We start from the raw sequence: 18,817 nt of genomic DNA, 5'->3' as shown, positions 1-18,817 counted from the left end.
GGGAAGCGAGGGATCGGTTTACCGACCCTCGCGATACCACATTCCGCCAAAGATAAAGAGCAGGGCGGCCAGCGCAAACAATCCTGAAAATAGTGGCAGACGATTGACGCTTTTAAGCTGTGTGTCCGATGTTTCGCGCAATCCAATCCAGCCGCTGCCGCTTGCCGCGCGGCCTGCCGCAACAGCTGTGATCGCTGGAACCTCAACAGAACTTTCCGCACTCTCATGCACGCGATGGATCGAGCCGCCAGTGGCATCTGCCACTGGTTGCAGGCGTTCAGTGGTCGATATGCTGTCTGAAAATTCAGGCGCATCCACAGGTCCGACATGGGCAAGCGTTTCCAGATCGCCATTCTTCACACGGAAAATACCGATTTCATCGGTCTGCAATGTGCCGTCGAATAGGCCGGGTTTGCCCTGTGTGAGGTTGACCTGCAATTCTTTGCCCGATGGCGTGGTAACTGTTGCCTGACCGGGATTATCGCCCATGGTTTGGCGGTGGATTGCGAGCGTGCGGCCATTGCCGCCAGCGGTCAGCGCTTCTTCTTCCAGTTCCGGTTCCTGCATCAGCCAGTGCGCGATGCGACGATAAAGCGAGGCATAGGGACCACCACCTTCAAAGCCACGTGCCCAGAGCCAGCCCTGATCAGACAGGAACATGCCAACGCGGCCTTTGCCGACGCGGTCGAGCACCAAAAGCGGCTTACCATCAGCGCCGTTCATAACGGTTTCGCCACGTGGCTCACCAATGTCGATGGTGCGGAACCAGCGGCTCCAATGCGGTGGTTCCTGATCGCTGCCGTCAAGACCACGTGTGACCGGATGACGTTTGCCCAGCTCTGTCAGGCGCGGATAAAAGGCTTTTTCCGTGATGGTGCCGGTCGGCATGGCGGGCAGAGCACTGTAAAGCGGAGTCCGCGCGATTGACATATCGCTTGCATATTCCGGGCCTGCTGCTACCAGCAGCGCGCCGCCATTTTCAACATATTGCGCAATATAATCATAATAGAGCAACGGCAGCACATCGCGGTGCTGATAGCGGTCGAGAATGATGAGATCGAACTCATTGACCTTATCGACGAACAGTTCGCGTGTTGGGAAGGCAATCAGCGACAATTCGTTGATTGGTGTGCCATCCTGCTTTTCCGGCGGGCGCAAAATCGTGAAGTGGACGAGGTCCACGGCGGCATCGGATTTCAGCAGATTGCGCCATGTGCGTTCGCCATTATGTGGCTCGCCCGAAACCAGCAGTACGCGGAGATTTTCGCGAATTCCGTCAATGGTTGCGACTGCGCGGTTATTGGCATCGGTCACTTCGCCGGGAAGTGTTGGCGTGGTTATCTCGACAATATTGACGCCAGCGCGCGGCAGTTCAATCGTGAGCGGGGTTTCCTGCCCGACCCTTGCCTGTTCTTCGCTGACCTTCTCACCATTAACGCGAATTTCGACAGGTGCGGATTGTCCTAAGCTTTTGCCTTCATCAATGACAGTGAAAGACATTTCCAGCGGTTTGCCGCTGATGCCATAGCGCGGCGCTTTGTTGAATTTGATGCGGCGGTCGAACTCATCCGGCCTGCCTGTAATCAACGCATGAACAGGTGCGTCAAAACCGAGCGCGTTCTTACTGGCCGGAGTATCATGCACCTGACCATCTGTGATCAATATGGCGCCAGCAACGCGCGATGGCGGAACATCCAGCAAGGTGCGTGCAAGCGGTCCGAATAGCCGCGTTGCATAACCATCATCGTTCTTGCCGGGTTCCGCTGCTTCCACCACACGCGTTTCAAATTGCGGCAGGGCGGCAAGCTGATCCTGCACGCTTTTCAGCGCTGCATCTGTATCGGCGCGGCGTTCGCCCAGTTGCTGGCTCTGGCTGCGATCAACAACAACGGCCACAACGCTTTTCAGCGGTTCACGTTCTTCGCTGACGATGACAGGGTTGAGGAGTGCCAGCGCAAGAGCAATGGCGGCAAGGCCACGAATAACTCCGCCGCGCATACGTAGGAATATCGTTATCAAAACGAGTAGCGCCAGCGGTGCGAGAATGCCAATCAGCCATGGCAACGAGAGGAAGGGTTCAAACTCTATATTCATATTAGTTCCCCAGCCGTTCCAGCAGGTCGGGAACATGGACTTGATCAGATTTGTAATTGCCGGTGAGCATATACATGACGATATTGACGCCGCCACGAATGGCATAGATGCGCTGCATCGGATCATTGGGCACGGTTGGCAACATCGGGTTGCCCTGTTCGTCGACTGCCCAAGCGCCTGCAAAATCATTGGCGGTGATCATGATAGGCGAGACGCCATCGCCGGTGCGCACGGGCCGGTCGCGTGTCGCATCGGGTGATGCCGTTGCTTCAACCCAGAGCGGACTGCCTTCATAGCGACCGGGAAAATCCGGCATGATGAAGAAAGATTTGGTCAGCACATGATCGTCGGGAACAGGCTCAAGCGGCGGCACATTCATGCCGTCGAGAATCGTGCGCAGGCGCTGATTGGCGGGGGAGGCCGATGCATCAAGGCTCGCACCGGCCTGCAATTGGTCACGCGTATCAAAAAGTACGGTTCCACCCTGCTGCATATAGGCGTCCACCTTGGCGATTGCTTCAGGCGTCGGCATTGGCGCATCGGGATCAATCGGCCAATAGATCAGTGGATAGAAGGCCAGCTCGTCCTTGGCCGGATCAACGCCAATCGGATCACCCGGCTCTAACGCTGTTTTATCGCTAAGCGCAAAAGTCAGTCCGCGCAGACCAGCTTTGCTGATGTCATCGGTCGCTGCATTGCCAGTGATGATATAGGCGAGGTGGGTTTGTGAGACGGAATTGATAATGGCTTCATCGCCGGGCTTGCTGTCATCGTGGGTTTGAGCGTGTGCGGAAGGCACAGAGACCGGCATCAGGCTGATAGCAGAAGCCGCAGCGATTAGAATGGCGATGCCTGCAATTTTCGAGCGGATTTTCATGCGACGACGGAACGCGCCACGCAGCCAGAGCATTAGCAATGTGTCGAGCGCCAGAAGCATCGCGGCAATTGCGAAGAATGGCCCGCGCAGCGAAATGGACTGATCTGCACCATAGAATGCAGGCGTTAATCCAACAGAAAGCGCGGGCGGCGTAATCGGCAGCAGTTTGATGTTGCTTCCCTCAAAAATATTGAGCGCTTTCAAACCGTCTTCATTGCCGTAAAAGCCGGGTGGCGTGTTGATGCTGACATCGGGCAGTTTGTCTTTTTCAACCACAATTGGCTTTGCTTCTGATGAGGGCGGCGTTAGCTCGCCAGAGGCAGAAAGAAGCTGATACGGTGGTAACGAAACGGATTGCTGGTCGCCTTTTGCATTGGTGCGCTGCGAAAGCGATACGATGCGGCGTAGCATTTCAACAAAAGAACCGGAAATAGGCAGGCTCGACCATGTGGCATCGGGCGAACTGTGGAAGAGAACCACATTGCCACGACCTCGGCTTTCACCTGTCACAAGCGGCGTACCATCGGCAAGCGTCGCATAGGCTTTGTCGTTGAGATCAAAGGAAGGCTCGGCCAGAACCTGTCGTGAGACGGTCACATCGTCCGGGACTGTCAGCCCAGCAAATGGACCTTTGTCGGAAAATGAACGAAGCTTTTGCGGCTCGGACCAGGACAGTGTCCCGCCCAAAGCGCGTTCGCCCTTGCGCAGACGTACCGGCAGAAGCGGGTCGTTTTCGTTGGCGCCGGCAAGGCGCGGTCCGGCAAAACGCACCAGCGTGCCGCCATCTTCAACCCATTTGGAAAGCTGTTCCTCTACAGGTTGCGGCAGGGTACCAATATCGGCCATGATCAGGACGGAGGGCTTTGCATCCAGCAGCTCCGGCACAGTTTTCATGAGGTCTGCGGAACGTGGTTCGATCAGGTTTGCGTAAGGCGAAAGCGCACGCGAAATATAATGCAGCGGCGATAAAAGCGGCTGTGCAAGGTCACCATCACCACTGGCAAGAAGGCCGATATTGCGGCGCTCTGACCCTGCATCGATCAGACGTGTGGCTCCCGCTTGCTGGATGCCATCAATGCGGATGACGCGGAAGTCATTGCGCAATTCCACCGGCAGATTAAAGCGCGCTGTCGCTTCTGAATTTCCTATAGCGAAGGACAGTGGCGCTTCTGCAATGCGACGACCTTTATCGTCAAAGGCAGAAGCCGTCAGCGTGCGCGGCATGGTTATGCCTTCAGGGCGAATTGCTTTTGCTTCTAGGCTATCGACTTTGTTTTCAATGCTGGTCAGCGCCACAACGCGGTCGAGATCAGCCGCATACCAGAGCACTGAGTCCAAACGATCATCCCGATTGAGCTTTGCGAAAGCATCGTTGTCAGTCGTCTGCGACAGACCATCATTCATGAAAGCCAGCCGGATTTTTTCGCCCTGTGGCACCGTCGATGCCAGGCGATCCAGTGCTGCCTTGCGATCAACAGGGATCGGGCGTGGCTGTACGGCTTGCAAGCGTTCCAATGCGCGGCTGGCATCATAAGGGCCAATCTCGGCATTGGCAGGCTCTGCCGTGCCAAGGACGTAAATTTGCGCGTTCGAGCTTTCTGCATCGGCAATCAGTTTTTCAGCCGCCGCAACGCGCTGTGTCCAGTCTTCCGCCGAAGCCCAGCCATTATCAATGACGATGGCCAGCGGTTCATTGCCGGATAGGGCAACAGGACGCGGGTTCCAGATAGGTGACGCAAGTGCGAGTATAACAAGAGCTGCAATGAGTAGTCGCAGCAGCGTCATCCACCATGGGCTTTTGGATGGCACTTCCTCGCGTTTGAAAACCTGTGCCAGAATGCGCAATGGCGGGAAGGTTTCCTCCTGCGGGCGCGGCGGCGTCATGCGTAGTAGCCACCAGATGACCGGCAGCGCCAGAAGACCGGCCAAAATGAGGGGGGTGCCAAAAGCAAGTGGCAGAAAATTCATCAGCGGGCACTCCCGGATGATGCGCTTAGAGCGTCATGCAAGCGTGACAGAGCTTGCGTAGCCGGTGTGTCGGTGCGATGCACGGTAAAGCTCCAGCCAAGGCGGCGGCAAAGATCGGCCAGCGTATCGCGGCGCGCGATATAAAATCGGCGATAGTCTTCCGCATAGGTTTCGGCTCGGCCTGCTACAAGCGTGTTGCCTGTTTCGGGATCACGAAACTCGGTACGACCGGAATAGGGAAACGTCTCTTCTGCCGGGTCGGCCACTTCCACCAGATGCGCGCGAACACCACGGCGTGCGAGATTATCAAGCAGGTTTGTCAACTCATCGAGCGGTTGCAGGAAGTCTGACACCAGCACCACTTCAGAAAAACGTTGGATCTGATCAATATCAGGTAAGGGGCGTGAGGCGGTGTCATGCATTAAAGCGCTTGCTAAGCGTTCAGCACCATTGCGCGCTGAAAAAGGCTGCAACAGTGATGGGAATGCAATGCGCTCACCCGAACGGGAAAGAAGTTCTGCCAGTGCAAGGGTCAGTACCAAGGAACGGGCTTCTTTGGAAACGGATGAAAGCTGCGAGCGGTAAAGCATCGAGGGCGAGAAATCGCACCATAGCCAGACGGTGTGTGCGGATTCCCATTCGCGATCACGCACATAGGTATGATCGTCGCGCGCTGAGCGTCGCCAGTCGATATGGGCCAGTGTTTCGCCCTGAACATAGGGCCGGAACTGCCAGAAATTTTCACCGGGACCGCGTTTGCGACGGCCATGCCAGCCATTCATCACGGTCTTCACGACACGTTGTGCTTCGACCAGCAGATCGGGAATACTGGCTGCACGCGCTCGGGCACGCGCCAAAGTATCCTTGCGGTCTGCCGATGAAACTTCTGCGCCAATCACCATTAAGCAGCAGCCTTCACCAGATTGGCGATGATATCACGTACATGCATTCCATCGGCACGCGCTGCAAAATTAAGCGCCATACGATGTTGCAGAACTGGTTCAGCAAGCGCTTTCACATCATCGACGGATGGGGCGAGACGGCCTTCATAAAGAGCACGTGCACGCGCGCAGAGCATCAGCGCCTGACTTGCACGTGGACCCGGACCCCAGGCAATATGCTTCTTTGCATGTTCATTGTCGGCATCAGGACGCGCCGAGCGCACCAGTTTCAAAATAGCGTCAACGACGCTTTCCGAAACAGGCATACGGCGCACCAGCGCCTGCATTTGGCGTAGCCTTTCGGCATCAAGAACCGCATGCGGCTTTGCCTCAGTAACGCCTGTGGTTTCGAGCAGGATACGGCGTTCTGCATCGAGTTCAGGATAGAGAATATCGATCTGCATCAAGAAGCGATCAAGCTGTGCTTCGGGTAGCGGATAGGTGCCTTCCTGCTCCAGCGGGTTTTGGGTTGCCAGCACATGAAAGGGCGCAGGCAGATCATAGCGCTGACCGGCGACGGTCACATGATACTCCTGCATGGCCTGCAAAAGGGCTGACTGCGTGCGAGGCGAGGCGCGATTGATTTCATCGGCCATCAGAAGCTGCGTGAAAATCGGGCCTTTGAGATAGCGGAAAGAGCGGCGTCCGTCGGCATCCTGTTCCATCACTTCCGAGCCGATAATATCGGAGGGCATAAGGTCGGGCGTGAACTGAATGCGCTGACCTGAAAGGCCAAGCACTGTTCCCAGTGTTTCTACAAGTTTGGTTTTCGCAAGGCCCGGAACGCCGACGAGCAGCGCATGACCGCCAGCAAGAATCGCAACGAGCGTGCGTTCGATAACGCTTTCCTGCCCGAAAATAACCGTTCCGACATTTTCCTTGATGCGAGCGATGTCAGCGAGTGCTGCTTCTGCTTCGGCAACAATCTGGTCGGGATTGGCGATTTCGGGGCTAACAACTACGCTCATAAGGACCTCGCAAAAATATCCGCACCTGCAATATAATGTTAAAAACACTATATATGCTGACAAGCCGTGAAACGGTGACTATTTCATGACTTTAAGAGTTAAATTCACATTCGGACAGGGATAACCGAGTCGGATGATAAAAATCACCCCCGAAGGCAACGAAACGCCGCAAAGCGTTGAGCGTGATGTTGAAAATATCGGCGGATTGGAAGCGCTGATTGCGCGTGCCCAAGAAGATGCAACCCGTGGACCCGCCACCAAAGAGCGTGGGATTCCGCCGGTTGAACGCTGGAACCCCGCGTTTTGCGGTGATCTGGATATGGAAATCCGCGCCGATGGAACATGGTTTTATATGGGTACGCCGATTGGTCGCCCGCAGCTTGTGCGCCTGTTTTCGACCGTGCTGCGCAAGGATGAAGACGGCAGAACCTATCTTGTAACGCCGGTGGAAAAAATTGGTATCCGCGTTGAGAACGCCCATTTTATTGCTGTTGAAATGCAGGTCTCGGGTGAGGGAGAGGCACAGATACTGACTTTCCGCACCAATGTTGGTGACGTGGTGGAGGTGGATGCGGAGCATCCGCTACGCTTTGTTATCGATGATGAAAGCGGCGGTCTCAAACCCTATATCAATGTGCGTGGACGACTTGAGGCGCTGGTCGGACGTGCAGTGATGTACGATCTGGTGGCATTGGGTGAAGAGATTGAGGTGGATGGCGTGACGATGTTTGCGGTTCGATCGAATGGTGTGGTTTTCCCGATTATGCCTTCGGATGCGCTGGAGGCAGCACTGCATGAATGAACATGTGCAAAATTTGTTTTCGGCCAATGATTTTGCGCAACGCGTGCGTCACTGGACGCCGGATCATGATGATCTGACGGGCGATCATTCTCTCAATCCTGACTTCACGCAATCAATGGTAACGGCAAAAATGCGCGATGCGGCTGTGTTGGTTCCGGTGGTGGATCGCGGCCCGGAGGCAACTCTGCTGCTCACGCGGCGCACGGAAAAGCTGCGCAAACATTCCGGCCAGATTGCCTTTCCCGGCGGTGCCATCGATCCGGAAGACGGCACGGCTGAAAATGCAGCCTTGCGCGAGGCCAATGAGGAAATCGGACTGGTGTCTGATCGGGCCGAGATCATCGGACATATGCCGCGCTATCTTACAGGCAGCGGCTTTTCCATCACGCCGGTTCTGGCGGTGGTCAACACGCCGTTTGATGTGTACCCGAACCCGGACGAGGTTGCGGATATTTTCGAAGTGCCACTTTCTTTCCTCATGAACCCGGACAATCATCGTCGCGAAAGCCGGTTGTTTAATGGTCAGGAACGATTTTATTACGCTATGCCATATCACGAACGATTCATCTGGGGCGTGACAGCAGGCATCATTCGCGGACTTTATGAAAGGCTCTACCGTTGAGCGATACAGTGAATATTTCTGACAAGGCCAAGTGGCTGCATGCGAAGCCATTGCAGGCGCTTTTCGCCGCTTTTAATCGCGATGGCGGCGAAGTGCGTGTGGTGGGCGGTGCGGTGCGCAATACGCTGCTTGGAACAGCTGTCAGTGATATTGATCTTGCAACGACCCATCTGCCGGAAGAGACGGTGCGACTGGCCAAAGAAGCCGGTTTTAAGCCAGTGCCAACTGGCATTGAGCATGGCACTGTAACGGTGGTTGTTCACGGTCAGCCTTTTGAAGTCACGACTTTGCGCAAAGATGTTGAGACCGATGGCCGTCGTGCCAAGGTTGCTTTTGGGACAGACTGGAAAGCGGATGCCGAGCGGCGTGATTTCACCATCAATGCGCTTTATGCAACGGCGAATGGCGATGTGATCGATTATGTCGGCGGTCTTGCCGATATTGAAACGAAAACCTTGCGCTTTATCGGAGATGCGGAAGAACGCATCCGCGAAGACTATCTTCGCATTCTTCGCTTTTTCCGCTTCTTTGCCTGGTACGGAACAGGGCGTCCCGAAACAGAAGGTCTGCGTGCCAGTGCGCGGCTGAAAGACGGCCTCGATCAGCTATCCGCCGAGCGCGTCTGGTCGGAACTTAAAAAGCTTCTGGCCGCACCTGATCCCTCGCGCGCGCTGCTCTGGATGCGACAGTCCGGTGTACTGAGCGCAATTCTGCCTGAAAGCGAAAAATGGGGTATTGATGCTATTCATGGCCTCGTGCGCACCGAAGCTGATCTTGGCTGGCCGGTTGATGCGCTGTTGCGGCTTGAAAGCATTGTGCCGCCAGATGCCGCGCGGATGACGGAACTGGGCAAACGGCTCAAAATGTCAAATGCCGAGCGTGCGCGGCTTGAAGCCTGGGCGCGAGCGGACGCAGTTAAGTCGGAGACTTCTGAGCAGGCATTGAAGAAACTTATTTATCGCGGCAGCTCGCAGGCGATACAGGACCGCATCCGGCTTTCTTATGCATCGGCGCGTCAGGAAGCAGCCACCAGCGATGAAGCGATGATCCGCGCGGGTGGCTATTCACGGCTGCTGGATTTGACGCAAAAATATCAGCCGCTGGTGTTTCCGGTGACGGGCAGTGATCTTCTGGAACTTGGCATTGAAAAAGGTCCGGGGCTCGGTGAAGTGCTGCGCAACCTCGAAACTTTATGGATTGACTCCGGTTTTAGTCTTGACCGCGAAACGCTTCTGGACAAACTTGATCTCAATAAAATGAACGGCTGATGACTTGTAAAATTCAGCAATGGTTTCATTAGATTATGGCTGAACGTTTTTTAGTTTTGTTTTGAAAGTGTCTTGGCATGTCCAATCCTGATCCTTCGATTTCGCAGAATGCTTCTTCTGATCCCAAGCAAAATTTTGGCACGCAAGGCATTGCGCCAATGGAGCGGCCGGGTGCGGTAACGCGTTTCTTCATGGGCATCGTTGCATGGGCGGAGCGGCTTAATCTGAAATATGCCAAGCTCGGCAATCCGCCAGTTTATGACAATGCGACATTCCCGTGGGCGGCTGAGGTTGAGAAGGCCTATCCGGCAATCCGTGCGGAGCTGGAAAAGGTGTTGCTGCGTCAGAGCGAACTGCCATCGTTTCAGGATATTTCGTCAGATGTGAAGACGATCTCGACCGACAATCACTGGAAGACATTTTTCCTGCTGGGCTTTGGGGTGAAGTCGGAACAGAACATCAAGGCCTGTCCCAACACGTGGAATGCGGTGCAGCATATTCCGGGTCTGACGACTGCCATGTTTTCAATCTTCGAGCCGGGCAAGCATCTGCCGCCGCATCGTGGACCTTATAATGGCGTGCTCCGCCTGCATATGGGCATGATCGTACCGGAGCCGGCTGACAAGCTTGCGATCCGCGTGGATAAGCAGATTTGTCACTGGCAGGAAGGCAAGGTTTTGATTTTCGACGATGCCTATGAGCATGAAGCATGGAACCACACCGAGCATACGCGTGTGGTGTTGTTTGTCGATTTCGTGAAGCCGCTGAAATTCCCGGCCCGTTTCGTCAACTGGGCGCTGATGAATTTGGCGATCTTCACCCCCTTCATCAAAGAAGGGCTGGATAACCACAATGAATGGGAAAAGAAGTTTTATGCGCAGGCTGAGAAGCTTCGCAATCAGCCAAAAGCCTGAGCGATTTGACTTTGAACTACGCCGTTCTTAAATAATCCTCTGGAGGGTTTTCCCTCCAGTTGTCTTTGCCCCGGCGAATGGGGTCGCGCTTCGTGTTCCGAAAACCGGTTTTCATTTTTCGGGATGCGCCTTAGAAGGAATTGTTGATGCCGGAGATTGCAGGACGCCTCTGATCGTTCCGAACGGTAATTGCGCCGTTGTTACAGCGCAGATGTTTAGGGACGGAAATGGCATTGGCCGTGGACAGGCATTTCTGTCCACGTGTGCTGATGTTCGTCGTGGTTTCCATCCAGGCATAACAACAATGAATATTTCACGTATTGAACAGCGCGTACTTCACGTGCTGGCGCAGGGCGGCTACATTCGTCATCTGCGCGAAGACGGACGTATCTGCGAAATCGAGTGCTACACGCGTGAAGGCTATGTGCTTTCCGATTGCACGATGGCTGTTTTCCAGCAATTGCGGCGAAAACGGCTGATCGAATCACGTGCAGGAAGTGCCTACCGCATTTCGCTCAAAGGACGCATCAACGTCCGCGCTCAAGCCAACAACCGGTGAGGGGGGTGCTCAATGCATATCCGTGAAGAACAGCCGAAGGATTTTTCCTCGATCCGGTATGTGACTGCTGAGGCATTTCACACGATGCCATATAGTACTCAGAAAGAGGCGGAAATCATCGATGCTCTTCGTGCCGCATCGGCTTTGACCTTATCGCTGGTTGCCCTAGAAGGGGACACCGTTGTCGGGCATGTGGCATTCTCACCGGTTCTCATCGATGGCGCTGATTGTGGCTGGTATGGGCTTGGTCCGGTATCAGTGCAGCCGGAAAAGCAAGGGGAGGGGATTGGTCGTGCGCTTATCTGTGAAGGTCTGAAGCGGCTGAGGGAAGATGGCGCTTACGGCTGTGCTTTGGTTGGGGACCCGGCCTATTATCACCGGTTTGGTTTCAAAGCTGACCAGCGGCTGAAGCTTAAGGGCGTTGGAGCCGAGTATTTCCAATGCCTTTTGATGAAGGGTCATATGCCATCCGGTGAAGTGACCTTTCACGCAGCGTTCGATGTATAAAAAAGGGCGGGAAATTCCCGCCCTTTTGTCTGCTTCATCCTCCTGTTACGGCCACTTCACCACAGGCGGCATGGACGAGAGGATAGAATTCACATTGCCGCCGGTCTTAAGACCAAAGATTGTGCCACGATCATAAAGCAGGTTGAATTCGACATAGCGTCCGCGGCGGATCAGCTGTTCTTCGCGATCCTGTGGTGTCCAGTCCTTGTTGAAATTCTGGCGCACAAGATGCGGATAGACGACCGAGAAGCCACGCCCGACATCGCGGGTGAAAGCGAAGTCCTTTTCCCAGCCGCCCTGTTCTTCGGATGAGTGCAGCCAGTCATAGAAAATGCCGCCAATGCCGCGTGCTTCATCGCGATGCGGCAGATAGAAATATTCGTCGCACCATTCTTTCAGGCGCTGGTAGTCGACAATGTCTTTATGCTTTTCGCAGATGAAGCGGAAAGCCTTGTGGAAAGCGAGTGTATCTGGGTCCGCCTGCGTGCGACGACGATCAAGCACTGGGGTAAGGTCTGCACCACCACCGAACCACTGGCGCGAAGTCACGACCATGCGCGTGTTCATATGCACGGCTGGCACATTCGGGTTCTGCGGATGCGCGATCAGCGAAATGCCGCTGGCCCAATAGCGTGGGTCTTCTTCGGCACCGGGTATCTGCTTGCGAAATTCCGGGGTGAATTCGCCATGCACCGTTGAGACATGCACACCGACTTTTTCAAAGACACGGCCATGCATGATGGACATGACCCCACCGCCACCCTTGCCTTCATCCTTTTGCCAAGGTGTGCGGACGAAACGTCCTGGTTCCTGATCGGAAAGCTGGCCCTGCAGGTCGTCTTCCAGCTGCTCGAAGCTCGCGCAGATACGATCGCGCAGTTCTTCAAACCAGTTCTGCGCGGCCAGTTTTTTCTCTTCGATATCTTGCGGGATGATTGCCGGAATTTCGTCGCGCTGCATTTTTGTATCCTCTTACGCAATGTATCGTCATCGTTTTATAGAAAAGAGACTTAGCAAAGTCCTGTGCGCTGGCATAGCGCGAAGACAAGATGAGTGGCAGGGGCAATTTCCTCTCCCCAAGAAAAGACTCGTCATCAGCGTGTTGCTTGCCTATCTTAAGTCCTTACGGGATCATAACGTTCCTAACAGGGAGGCAATTGCATGAACGCATCACCGCCCAAACCGCCGCTTGAAGGCTTGCGCAAGCAGCTTGAAAAAGGCCGTGCCAATAAAAGCCGACTCCCGCGTGATGGCTTTGTCCGGGAGACATTTGCCTTGCCACGACAGGCGGCGCGCGACAAAGCACGTGAATGGTTCGAGAGTTTTCCGAAAGCTGCCTATTGGACGGAAATCGAGAGTTGGTGCGAGCGTCCCGATGATGTGATCGAATTCACAATGCGACGGTTGCCGACATCGGATTAGAGAACTGATTCAATTTCCGTCGCTAAGTCGTTGAAACAGGATTCAGAATAGCCCTTTTGCGATAGCACGCATTTTATCCGAAAACCGTTTCGCACTTTTCGGGATGCGCTCCCATAAAAGCGCCTTCCGATGTGATCGAAAGGCGCTTTGATTTTTGAGTCGTTATAGCATTACAGGCTTACTTGGCGTCAGTCTGCGGTGCCTGTTCCCAAGACTTCCAATCCTTGATGATGCTGTCAGCATAGGTCTTGCCAACGCGATAGGCATTGGTCGTTGCGAGTGGGAAACCACCCGATTTTGCAGCGAGTGACTCGGATGCTGTCTGGTCTTTACCCTGACGATCAAAGTTAGAAGAGGTGCGCAGAAGTGCAACGCGATTGAAGTCGAGCTTGCCTGCATCACCTGCGCGTTTGAGCGCGGTCAGCGTGGCATTGTCTTCCATCTGCGAAGTGCAGTATTCGCCCTTGCCATCTGTCAAGAGCTTGGTCCACTGTTCGGTTGCCTCAGCAAGCTTGGTGCCGTGCCAGTAGGTGTCAGCCGATGCGGTGTCGCAGATCGTGACTTTTGGTGCGCTGGTTGCAGCTTCTTGCGTGTAATGCTTGCGATATTCCTTCGCATCATCGCTGTCGAGAAGCTCAACGCCTTTGGTTGTTTTGAGCGCGTAATCGGCAAGCTTGCCATTGAGTTCAAAGACTTCCGTGCCAGCCGCCCATTTTGGCTTTTCACCCGGCTTCGATGCGCCAAGTCCGAAGAAGTCTGTCGGCCAGCCTTCCGGGGCTTCACGAATATCAATGCGATGGTTGAGGTTGGCGTCGACGGCGTATTTCGCCCAATGCGCAGAACCAAGTGTGCCGTGTTTTGGATCAACGCCTGCAATGCCGGCAATCAGGAAATAGGTGTGCTTGAGGTCAAGCTTATCGCTCAGCGCCATGGCAGCAACCGCGCTTGCGGCATTGGCAAAGCCCATCGCGGTGGTCATGTGGCAAAGGCCTTCCGCCGTGCAATCAATCTCAGGATATTCAGGGCTTAGACCTGCAAGCTTGATCTTTTGCGTGAACTTTTCACCCTCCAGCCATGGCTTTGCTTCTTCGCCAAACATGGTGATGACCATGACCTTTGGCGCAATGGTCTCGGAAGCTTGTGCCAATGCGGGTGTAGCGAGTGCGGTCGCAAGAATCGAAGCTGTTAGAGTAAAAGTGCGGAACGATGGTTTCACTGGAGATAGAACCTTTCTGGCCGGATATTGGAATTATTTATTCTGTGCTGCCGACAAGATTGCGGCGCATTCAAATCTGCTTCGGGAACTGATTCCGCTTCATCTTTTATGGGATTGAAAAAGAATCGCTTTCGAGATTTCGCTGGCGCATAGCTTCGCCTGCAGTGAGTGCAACAGAAACCGCAAGATTGAGGGAGCGCGCACCCGGTACCATCGGGATGATCAGCCGCGCATCCGCGATGTCCTGAATGCTGTCCGGAACGCCCGCAGACTCCCGTCCAAACAGAAGAATGTCATTCTCCTGAAACTGATAAGCCGTATAGGGAACAGCTGCCTTGGTGGATAGCAGCACCAGTCGTTTGCCTGACTGAAGGCGCCAGTCATTGAACTGCTGCCAATTGGCGTGGCGGGTGAGGGCTGCCTGTTCAAGATAATCCATGCCAGCGCGTTTCAAAGAACGGTCGGAGACGTCGAAGCCAGCAGGCTCGATCAGGTCTACCGCGAAGCCGAGGCATGCGGCCATGCGCAGAATTGTTCCGGTATTGCCGGGAATGTCGGGCTGGTAAAGAGCGATGCGCAGATCCATACAAGCCGGGTAACGCACAAATCAGCAGGCTGCAAGAGTAGAGCTCAGCCGAAACGCTCGCATCAACATATCTCTGCTCAGTAACGTGCGGGGAATACGGTCTATCCACACATCACAAAAATATTCCCTTTTTGTTCCTGTTGTTGTCTTCCATATTTTATAGGGTGCAAGTAAAAGAGGCGCCATGTTTACATGGTTTGAAAAACGACTCGACGCTTATCCCGAAGAACCGCCTCGCGAGCCTCCGCGTGGGCTTGTTGCCTTCTGCATGTATTATACCCGTGGCTCATGGCCATGGATTATCGGCATGGCAATTTTTACGACCCTAATCGCGATTATCGAAGTGTCGCTGTTTGCCTTCATGGGCAATATTGTTGACTGGCTTTCGCACCAGTCGCGCGAGACATTTCTAAGCAATGAAGGCTGGCGGCTTTCGCTGATAGCGGGCGTTGTGCTGGTTATTCTGCCGGGTGTCGTGTTGATCCACTCGCTGCTTATTCACCAGACATTGCTTGGCAATTATCCGATGCGTGTGCGCTGGCTGATGCACCGCTATCTGATCCGTCAGTCGATGTCTTTCTTTCAGGACGAGTTTGCGGGGCGTATCTCGACCAAGCTGATGCAGACAGCACTCGCCGTTCGTGAAACAGTGATGAAGCTGCTGGACGTGCTCAATTACGTGATCGTCTATTTTGCCGGTACCCTGTTTATTGCGGCATCAGCCGATATTGTTCTGATGATCCCGTTTGCGGTTTGGCTTGTGGTGTATCTGATCCTGCTTCGTTATTTCATTCCGCGGCTGCGGGTGATTTCAGAGCAGCAGGCGGATGCGCGTTCGTCCATGACGGGGCGCATTGTTGATAGCTATACCAACATAGCGACCGTAAAGCTGTTCTCGCATTCAAGCCGAGAAGAGTCATATGTCAAAGAAAGCCTTGATGGCTTTCTGGGTACTGTGCATCGCCAGATGCGCATGATTACGATGTTCCACTTCACGCTCTATCTGTCGAATTGCATTCTGCTGTTCGCGGTGGGTTTGATCGGCATCAATCTCTGGATGAACGCCTCAATCTCTGTTGGTGCTGTGGCTGTGGGTATTGGCCTTGTGCTGCGCCTGAACGGCATGTCGCAGTGGATCATGTGGGAGATGTCTGCGCTGTTTGAAAATATAGGCACGGTGGAAGACGGCATAACGACGATCTCGCGTGCTCATAATGTTGTCGATGTTCCGAACGCGCCTGTGCTGCATGTGACGAAGGGTGCACTGGATTTCGACAAGATCGGTTTCCATTACGGCAAAGGCAAAGGCGTCATCGAAGGTTTGTCCCTTGACGTTAAGGCGGGTCAGAAGATCGGACTTGTGGGGCGTTCGGGTGCGGGTAAATCGACGCTGGTCAATCTGTTGCTGCGTTTCTACGATCTGGAGAAGGGGCGTATTCTGATTGACGGTCAGGATATTTCAAAAGTGACGCAGGATTCCCTTCGCGCAAGCATCGGTATGGTGACCCAGGATACCTCGTTGCTTCATCGTTCGGTGCGCGAAAATATCATGTATGGGCGCCCGGATGCGACGGATGAAATGGTTGAGCGGGCCATTCGCTTGGCACAGGCTGACCAGTTTATTCCGTTGCTGACCGATGCCAAAGGTCGGCGCGGACTGGATGCGCATGTCGGCGAGCGCGGGGTGAAGCTTTCCGGTGGTCAGCGTCAGCGTATCGCGATTGCCCGCGTGATGCTCAAAGATGCGCCTATCCTTATTCTGGATGAGGCAACCTCTGCGCTCGACTCGGAAGTGGAGGCAGCCATTCAGGACAGTCTCAACACCTTGATGGAAGGCAAGACGGTTATCGCGATTGCGCATCGCCTTTCCACTATTGCGGCTCTTGATCGTCTCGTTGTGATGGACAAGGGCCAAATTGTCGAAGATGGCACGCATGAGGAACTTGTTGCGCTCGGCGGCATTTATGCTGGATTGTGGGCGCGTCAGTCGGGTGGCTTCCTTGGTTTTGACGACCAGAGCGAACCAGAGCTGGTAAACTGAGGAATAAGCAATTGATGAATGCGGTTTACAGCCTGTTCGAGCGCTGGGTTAACCCCTTCCGCGAACCGGAACAGCTGAGACCGCCGTCAACGACGCTGGCCTTCCTCTGGCATTATGCGCGGCAGGCCAAATGGCCGCTTGCAGCGGCACTGGCTGTGGGCGGTCTCGCGCCACTGGTTGAAGCTGGGCTGTTTTATTTCACCGGCAGGCTGGTCGATATTCTTGATCAGGCGGGGCGTGCGGGTGTCGAGCGCAGTTGGTCAGAGCTGTTTCAAGCCGCGGGCCCGGAACTGCTGTTCATGGCTGTTACGGTTCTTGTTATCCGCTTTTTGGTGACAGCGCTCACGACGATGCTCGAAGGCCAGACGCTGTCTCCGGGCTTTTACAATATGATCCGCTGGCAGGCGAATTCTTATGTCCAGCGACAGTCCTACGCATTCTTTCAGAATGATTTTGCAGGACGTATTGCCACAAAAGTCTGGCAGGCAGGCCAGTCTGCTGGCGATCTGATTGAAAGTCTCATTCAAGTCGTCTGGTTCATGGCGATTTATAGTATCACGACGCTGGTTCTGGTCGGGCAGCTCGATTGGCGCCTGGCGGCGGCAGTCATTGTCTGGATCGCAGCCTTTGGTCTGATCGCAAAGCACTATCTGCCACGCATCCGCAAGAATGCGGAAGCCTCTGCCGAAGCAGGCTCGATGATCAACGGACGTATCGTTGACAGCTATTCCAATATCCAGACAATCAAGCTGAACACTGCTGATGATGATGAGCGCTATATGCGTGATGGCTTTAAGCGCTATCTCGCGGCGGTCTTTCCATTCATGCGCTCATTGACAGGCGTGCGGCTGGCCATGACTGCGCTTTCGGGCGTGATGATTGTGGTGATTGCGGGCATTACCATTGATTTGTGGACGAAAGACGCGATCACCGTCGGGCAGGTTTCTTTCACACTGGGTTTGATCCTGCGTCTTAATATGTTGCTCGGGCGTTTAATGATGCAGTTGAACGGGATGTTGCGACAACTCGGACTGATCGAAAATTCCATGAAGCTTTTGTCGGCGCCGCTTGGTCTGGAAGACAAGCGCGGCGCAAAGCCGTTGCACATTACCGATGCGCGTATCGACATAAAAGATGTCACTTTTCATTACGGTAAAGCAGCCGGAGTTCTTGATAATATAAATTTTTCCATCAAGGGCGGCGAACGGGTGGGGTTGGTTGGACATTCGGGAGCAGGGAAGACTACGCTCGTCAATCTGATCCTGCGGCTCTACGATGTTGAGAAGGGTGCTATCCTCGTTGATGGGCAGGATGTTCGCGATGTCACGCAAGCCTCGTTGCGACGCGCCTTTGCAGTTGTCAGTCAGGAAACAGCACTGCTGCATCGCTCACTGCGTGATAATATTATGCTGGCGCGCGATGATGCGACGGATGACGATCTTGCGGATGCCGCGCGACAGGCGGAGGCGGATGAGTTTATTGCAAGGCTTGAAGATTTCAACGGACGCAAGTCGTTCGATGCTTTTGTAGGTGAGCGCGGCGTCAAGCTATCGGGTGGTCAGCGACAGCGTATTGCGATTGCTCGCGCAATTCTCAAAGATGCGCCAATCCTTATTCTGGATGAAGCAACGTCTGCGCTCGACTCAGAAATTGAAGCCTCCATTCAGGACAACCTACGTCAGCTGATGGATGGCAAAACAGTGATTGCAATCGCGCATAGGCTTTCCACTATCGCAGCGCTGGATCGTCTGATTGTTATGGATAAGGGGCGTATTGCAGAAGAAGGCACGCATGATGAGCTTATCGCGCAAGGTGGTATTTATGCTGGTCTGTGGGCGCGGCAATCCGGCGGTTTTCTGGGCATAGATAACTAATTTAAGGCTATTTTCTTCATCATAAAAACCTCCGCGCACCATGAGGTTGGCGCGGAGGTTTTTGGTTGAGAGCATTTGAAAGTTTGCCAAAAGGCTCCCTGCGACATGGTGCCGTCCTATAGGGTTGGCGTCTGGACAAGGCTTTTCAACCTGCCTAC

Annotated in this window: 16 protein-coding genes; 9 read left to right on the top strand and 7 right to left on the bottom strand. The window is 54.3% G+C overall.

Annotated features, from left to right (window positions below; all coding sequences use genetic code 11):
- Positions 1–18: 18 nt before the first annotated feature.
- Genes U2P60_RS17610 through U2P60_RS17595 form a run of 4 tightly spaced genes read right to left on the bottom strand, consistent with a single transcriptional unit; the run spans position 19 to position 6,848 of the window.
- On the bottom strand, positions 19–2,094 hold the full coding sequence (locus U2P60_RS17610) for a hypothetical protein (protein WP_413573521.1): 2,076 nt from the start codon (positions 2,092–2,094) through the stop codon (positions 19–21).
- Between the two features lies 1 nt (position 2,095).
- Positions 2,096–4,939 carry a DUF4159 domain-containing protein gene (locus tag U2P60_RS17605; RefSeq protein WP_413573520.1) on the bottom strand — a complete coding sequence of 948 codons (2,844 nt, stop codon included), beginning with the start codon at positions 4,937–4,939 and terminating at the stop codon, positions 2,096–2,098.
- A complete protein-coding gene (locus tag U2P60_RS17600; RefSeq protein WP_413573519.1) occupies positions 4,939–5,841 on the bottom strand; it encodes a DUF58 domain-containing protein in 903 nt (300 codons plus the stop codon). The genes U2P60_RS17605 and U2P60_RS17600 overlap by 1 nt, the downstream gene beginning before the upstream one ends.
- Positions 5,841–6,848 carry a MoxR family ATPase gene (locus tag U2P60_RS17595; protein WP_313826880.1) on the bottom strand — a complete coding sequence of 336 codons (1,008 nt, stop codon included), beginning with the start codon at positions 6,846–6,848 and terminating at the stop codon, positions 5,841–5,843. Before U2P60_RS17595 ends, U2P60_RS17600 begins: the two co-directional genes overlap by 1 nt.
- 133 nt (positions 6,849–6,981) lie before the next feature.
- Here U2P60_RS17595 and U2P60_RS17590 point away from each other — a divergent pair, with 133 nt between their 5' ends.
- The 6 genes from U2P60_RS17590 to U2P60_RS17565 all read left to right on the top strand — a co-directional run bounded on the left by U2P60_RS17590 (position 6,982) and on the right by U2P60_RS17565 (position 11,520).
- The gene (locus U2P60_RS17590; RefSeq protein ID WP_413573518.1) at positions 6,982–7,650 is read left to right on the top strand and encodes a DUF1285 domain-containing protein; all 669 of its coding nucleotides are present in this window, start codon (positions 6,982–6,984) and stop codon (positions 7,648–7,650) included.
- Positions 7,643–8,272: a CoA pyrophosphatase gene (locus tag U2P60_RS17585; RefSeq protein ID WP_413573517.1), complete on the top strand. Its 630-nt coding sequence runs from the start codon at positions 7,643–7,645 to the stop codon at positions 8,270–8,272. The genes U2P60_RS17590 and U2P60_RS17585 overlap by 8 nt, the downstream gene beginning before the upstream one ends.
- Positions 8,269–9,540, top strand: coding sequence for a CCA tRNA nucleotidyltransferase (locus U2P60_RS17580; protein ID WP_413573516.1), 1,272 nt, complete (start codon positions 8,269–8,271; stop codon positions 9,538–9,540). The genes U2P60_RS17585 and U2P60_RS17580 overlap by 4 nt, the downstream gene beginning before the upstream one ends.
- Positions 9,541–9,617: 77 nt before the next feature.
- Entirely contained in the window at positions 9,618–10,454 is an 837-nt protein-coding gene (locus tag U2P60_RS17575) for an aspartyl/asparaginyl beta-hydroxylase domain-containing protein (RefSeq protein WP_313826876.1), read from the top strand.
- A gap of 304 nt (positions 10,455–10,758) precedes the next feature.
- Complete coding sequence (locus U2P60_RS17570; protein WP_273726623.1) at positions 10,759–11,013, top strand: YjhX family toxin; 255 nt, start codon at positions 10,759–10,761, stop codon at positions 11,011–11,013.
- 12 nt (positions 11,014–11,025) lie between these two features.
- On the top strand, positions 11,026–11,520 hold the full coding sequence (locus U2P60_RS17565) for a GNAT family N-acetyltransferase (RefSeq protein ID WP_413573515.1): 495 nt from the start codon (positions 11,026–11,028) through the stop codon (positions 11,518–11,520).
- Between the two features lie 45 nt (positions 11,521–11,565).
- Here U2P60_RS17565 and hemF read toward each other — a convergent pair whose 3' ends face one another.
- Entirely contained in the window at positions 11,566–12,480 is a 915-nt protein-coding gene (hemF, locus tag U2P60_RS17560) for an oxygen-dependent coproporphyrinogen oxidase (protein WP_313826875.1), read from the bottom strand.
- A gap of 201 nt (positions 12,481–12,681) precedes the next feature.
- On the opposite strand from hemF, the gene U2P60_RS17555 reads away from it, so the two are divergent.
- A complete protein-coding gene (locus tag U2P60_RS17555) occupies positions 12,682–12,942 on the top strand; it encodes a hypothetical protein (protein ID WP_250038759.1) in 261 nt (86 codons plus the stop codon).
- Positions 12,943–13,120: 178 nt separating this feature from the next.
- Here U2P60_RS17555 and U2P60_RS17550 read toward each other — a convergent pair whose 3' ends face one another.
- Positions 13,121–14,119: a purine-nucleoside phosphorylase gene (locus U2P60_RS17550; RefSeq protein WP_413573857.1), complete on the bottom strand. Its 999-nt coding sequence runs from the start codon at positions 14,117–14,119 to the stop codon at positions 13,121–13,123.
- Positions 14,120–14,264: 145 nt separating this feature from the next.
- On the bottom strand, positions 14,265–14,744 hold the full coding sequence (locus U2P60_RS17545; protein WP_413573514.1) for a tRNA (cytidine(34)-2'-O)-methyltransferase: 480 nt from the start codon (positions 14,742–14,744) through the stop codon (positions 14,265–14,267).
- A 184-nt stretch (positions 14,745–14,928) separates the two neighbouring features.
- Here U2P60_RS17545 and U2P60_RS17540 point away from each other — a divergent pair, with 184 nt between their 5' ends.
- Positions 14,929–16,785 (top strand): ABC transporter ATP-binding protein, encoded by a 1,857-nt coding sequence (locus U2P60_RS17540; protein ID WP_313826872.1) that lies wholly within the window; start codon positions 14,929–14,931, stop codon positions 16,783–16,785.
- Positions 16,786–16,799: 14 nt separating this feature from the next.
- Positions 16,800–18,659 carry an ABC transporter ATP-binding protein gene (locus tag U2P60_RS17535; protein WP_413573855.1) on the top strand — a complete coding sequence of 620 codons (1,860 nt, stop codon included), beginning with the start codon at positions 16,800–16,802 and terminating at the stop codon, positions 18,657–18,659.
- Positions 18,660–18,817 lie beyond the last annotated feature (158 nt).

It is taken from the genome of Brucella sp. H1_1004 (genome assembly GCF_047308065.1).
Classification (GTDB): domain Bacteria; phylum Pseudomonadota; class Alphaproteobacteria; order Rhizobiales; family Rhizobiaceae; genus Brucella; species Brucella pseudogrignonensis_B.
The sequence above is the reverse complement of the archived record's forward strand: the minus strand, read 5'-3'. Positions and strand labels throughout refer to the sequence as shown.

Excerpts from the sequence above, each read along its gene's own strand:
- U2P60_RS17600 (WP_413573519.1), bottom strand. The coding sequence starts at position 5,841 with ATGGTGATTGGCGCAGAAGTTTCATCGGCAGACCGCAAGGATACTTTG.
- hemF (WP_313826875.1), bottom strand. The coding sequence starts at position 12,480 with ATGCAGCGCGACGAAATTCCGGCAATCATCCCGCAAGATATCGAAGAG.
- U2P60_RS17535 (WP_413573855.1), top strand. The coding sequence starts at position 16,800 with ATGAATGCGGTTTACAGCCTGTTCGAGCGCTGGGTTAACCCCTTCCGC.
- U2P60_RS17605 (WP_413573520.1), bottom strand. The coding sequence starts at position 4,939 with ATGAATTTTCTGCCACTTGCTTTTGGCACCCCCCTCATTTTGGCCGGT.
- U2P60_RS17570 (WP_273726623.1), top strand. The coding sequence starts at position 10,759 with ATGAATATTTCACGTATTGAACAGCGCGTACTTCACGTGCTGGCGCAG.
- U2P60_RS17585 (WP_413573517.1), top strand. The coding sequence starts at position 7,643 with ATGAATGAACATGTGCAAAATTTGTTTTCGGCCAATGATTTTGCGCAA.
- U2P60_RS17590 (WP_413573518.1), top strand. The coding sequence starts at position 6,982 with ATGATAAAAATCACCCCCGAAGGCAACGAAACGCCGCAAAGCGTTGAG.
- U2P60_RS17595 (WP_313826880.1), bottom strand. The coding sequence starts at position 6,848 with ATGAGCGTAGTTGTTAGCCCCGAAATCGCCAATCCCGACCAGATTGTT.
- U2P60_RS17610 (WP_413573521.1), bottom strand. The coding sequence starts at position 2,094 with ATGAATATAGAGTTTGAACCCTTCCTCTCGTTGCCATGGCTGATTGGC.
- U2P60_RS17555 (WP_250038759.1), top strand. The coding sequence starts at position 12,682 with ATGAACGCATCACCGCCCAAACCGCCGCTTGAAGGCTTGCGCAAGCAG.
- U2P60_RS17565 (WP_413573515.1), top strand. The coding sequence starts at position 11,026 with ATGCATATCCGTGAAGAACAGCCGAAGGATTTTTCCTCGATCCGGTAT.
- U2P60_RS17540 (WP_313826872.1), top strand. The coding sequence starts at position 14,929 with ATGTTTACATGGTTTGAAAAACGACTCGACGCTTATCCCGAAGAACCG.
- U2P60_RS17575 (WP_313826876.1), top strand. The coding sequence starts at position 9,618 with ATGTCCAATCCTGATCCTTCGATTTCGCAGAATGCTTCTTCTGATCCC.
- U2P60_RS17545 (WP_413573514.1), bottom strand. The coding sequence starts at position 14,744 with ATGGATCTGCGCATCGCTCTTTACCAGCCCGACATTCCCGGCAATACC.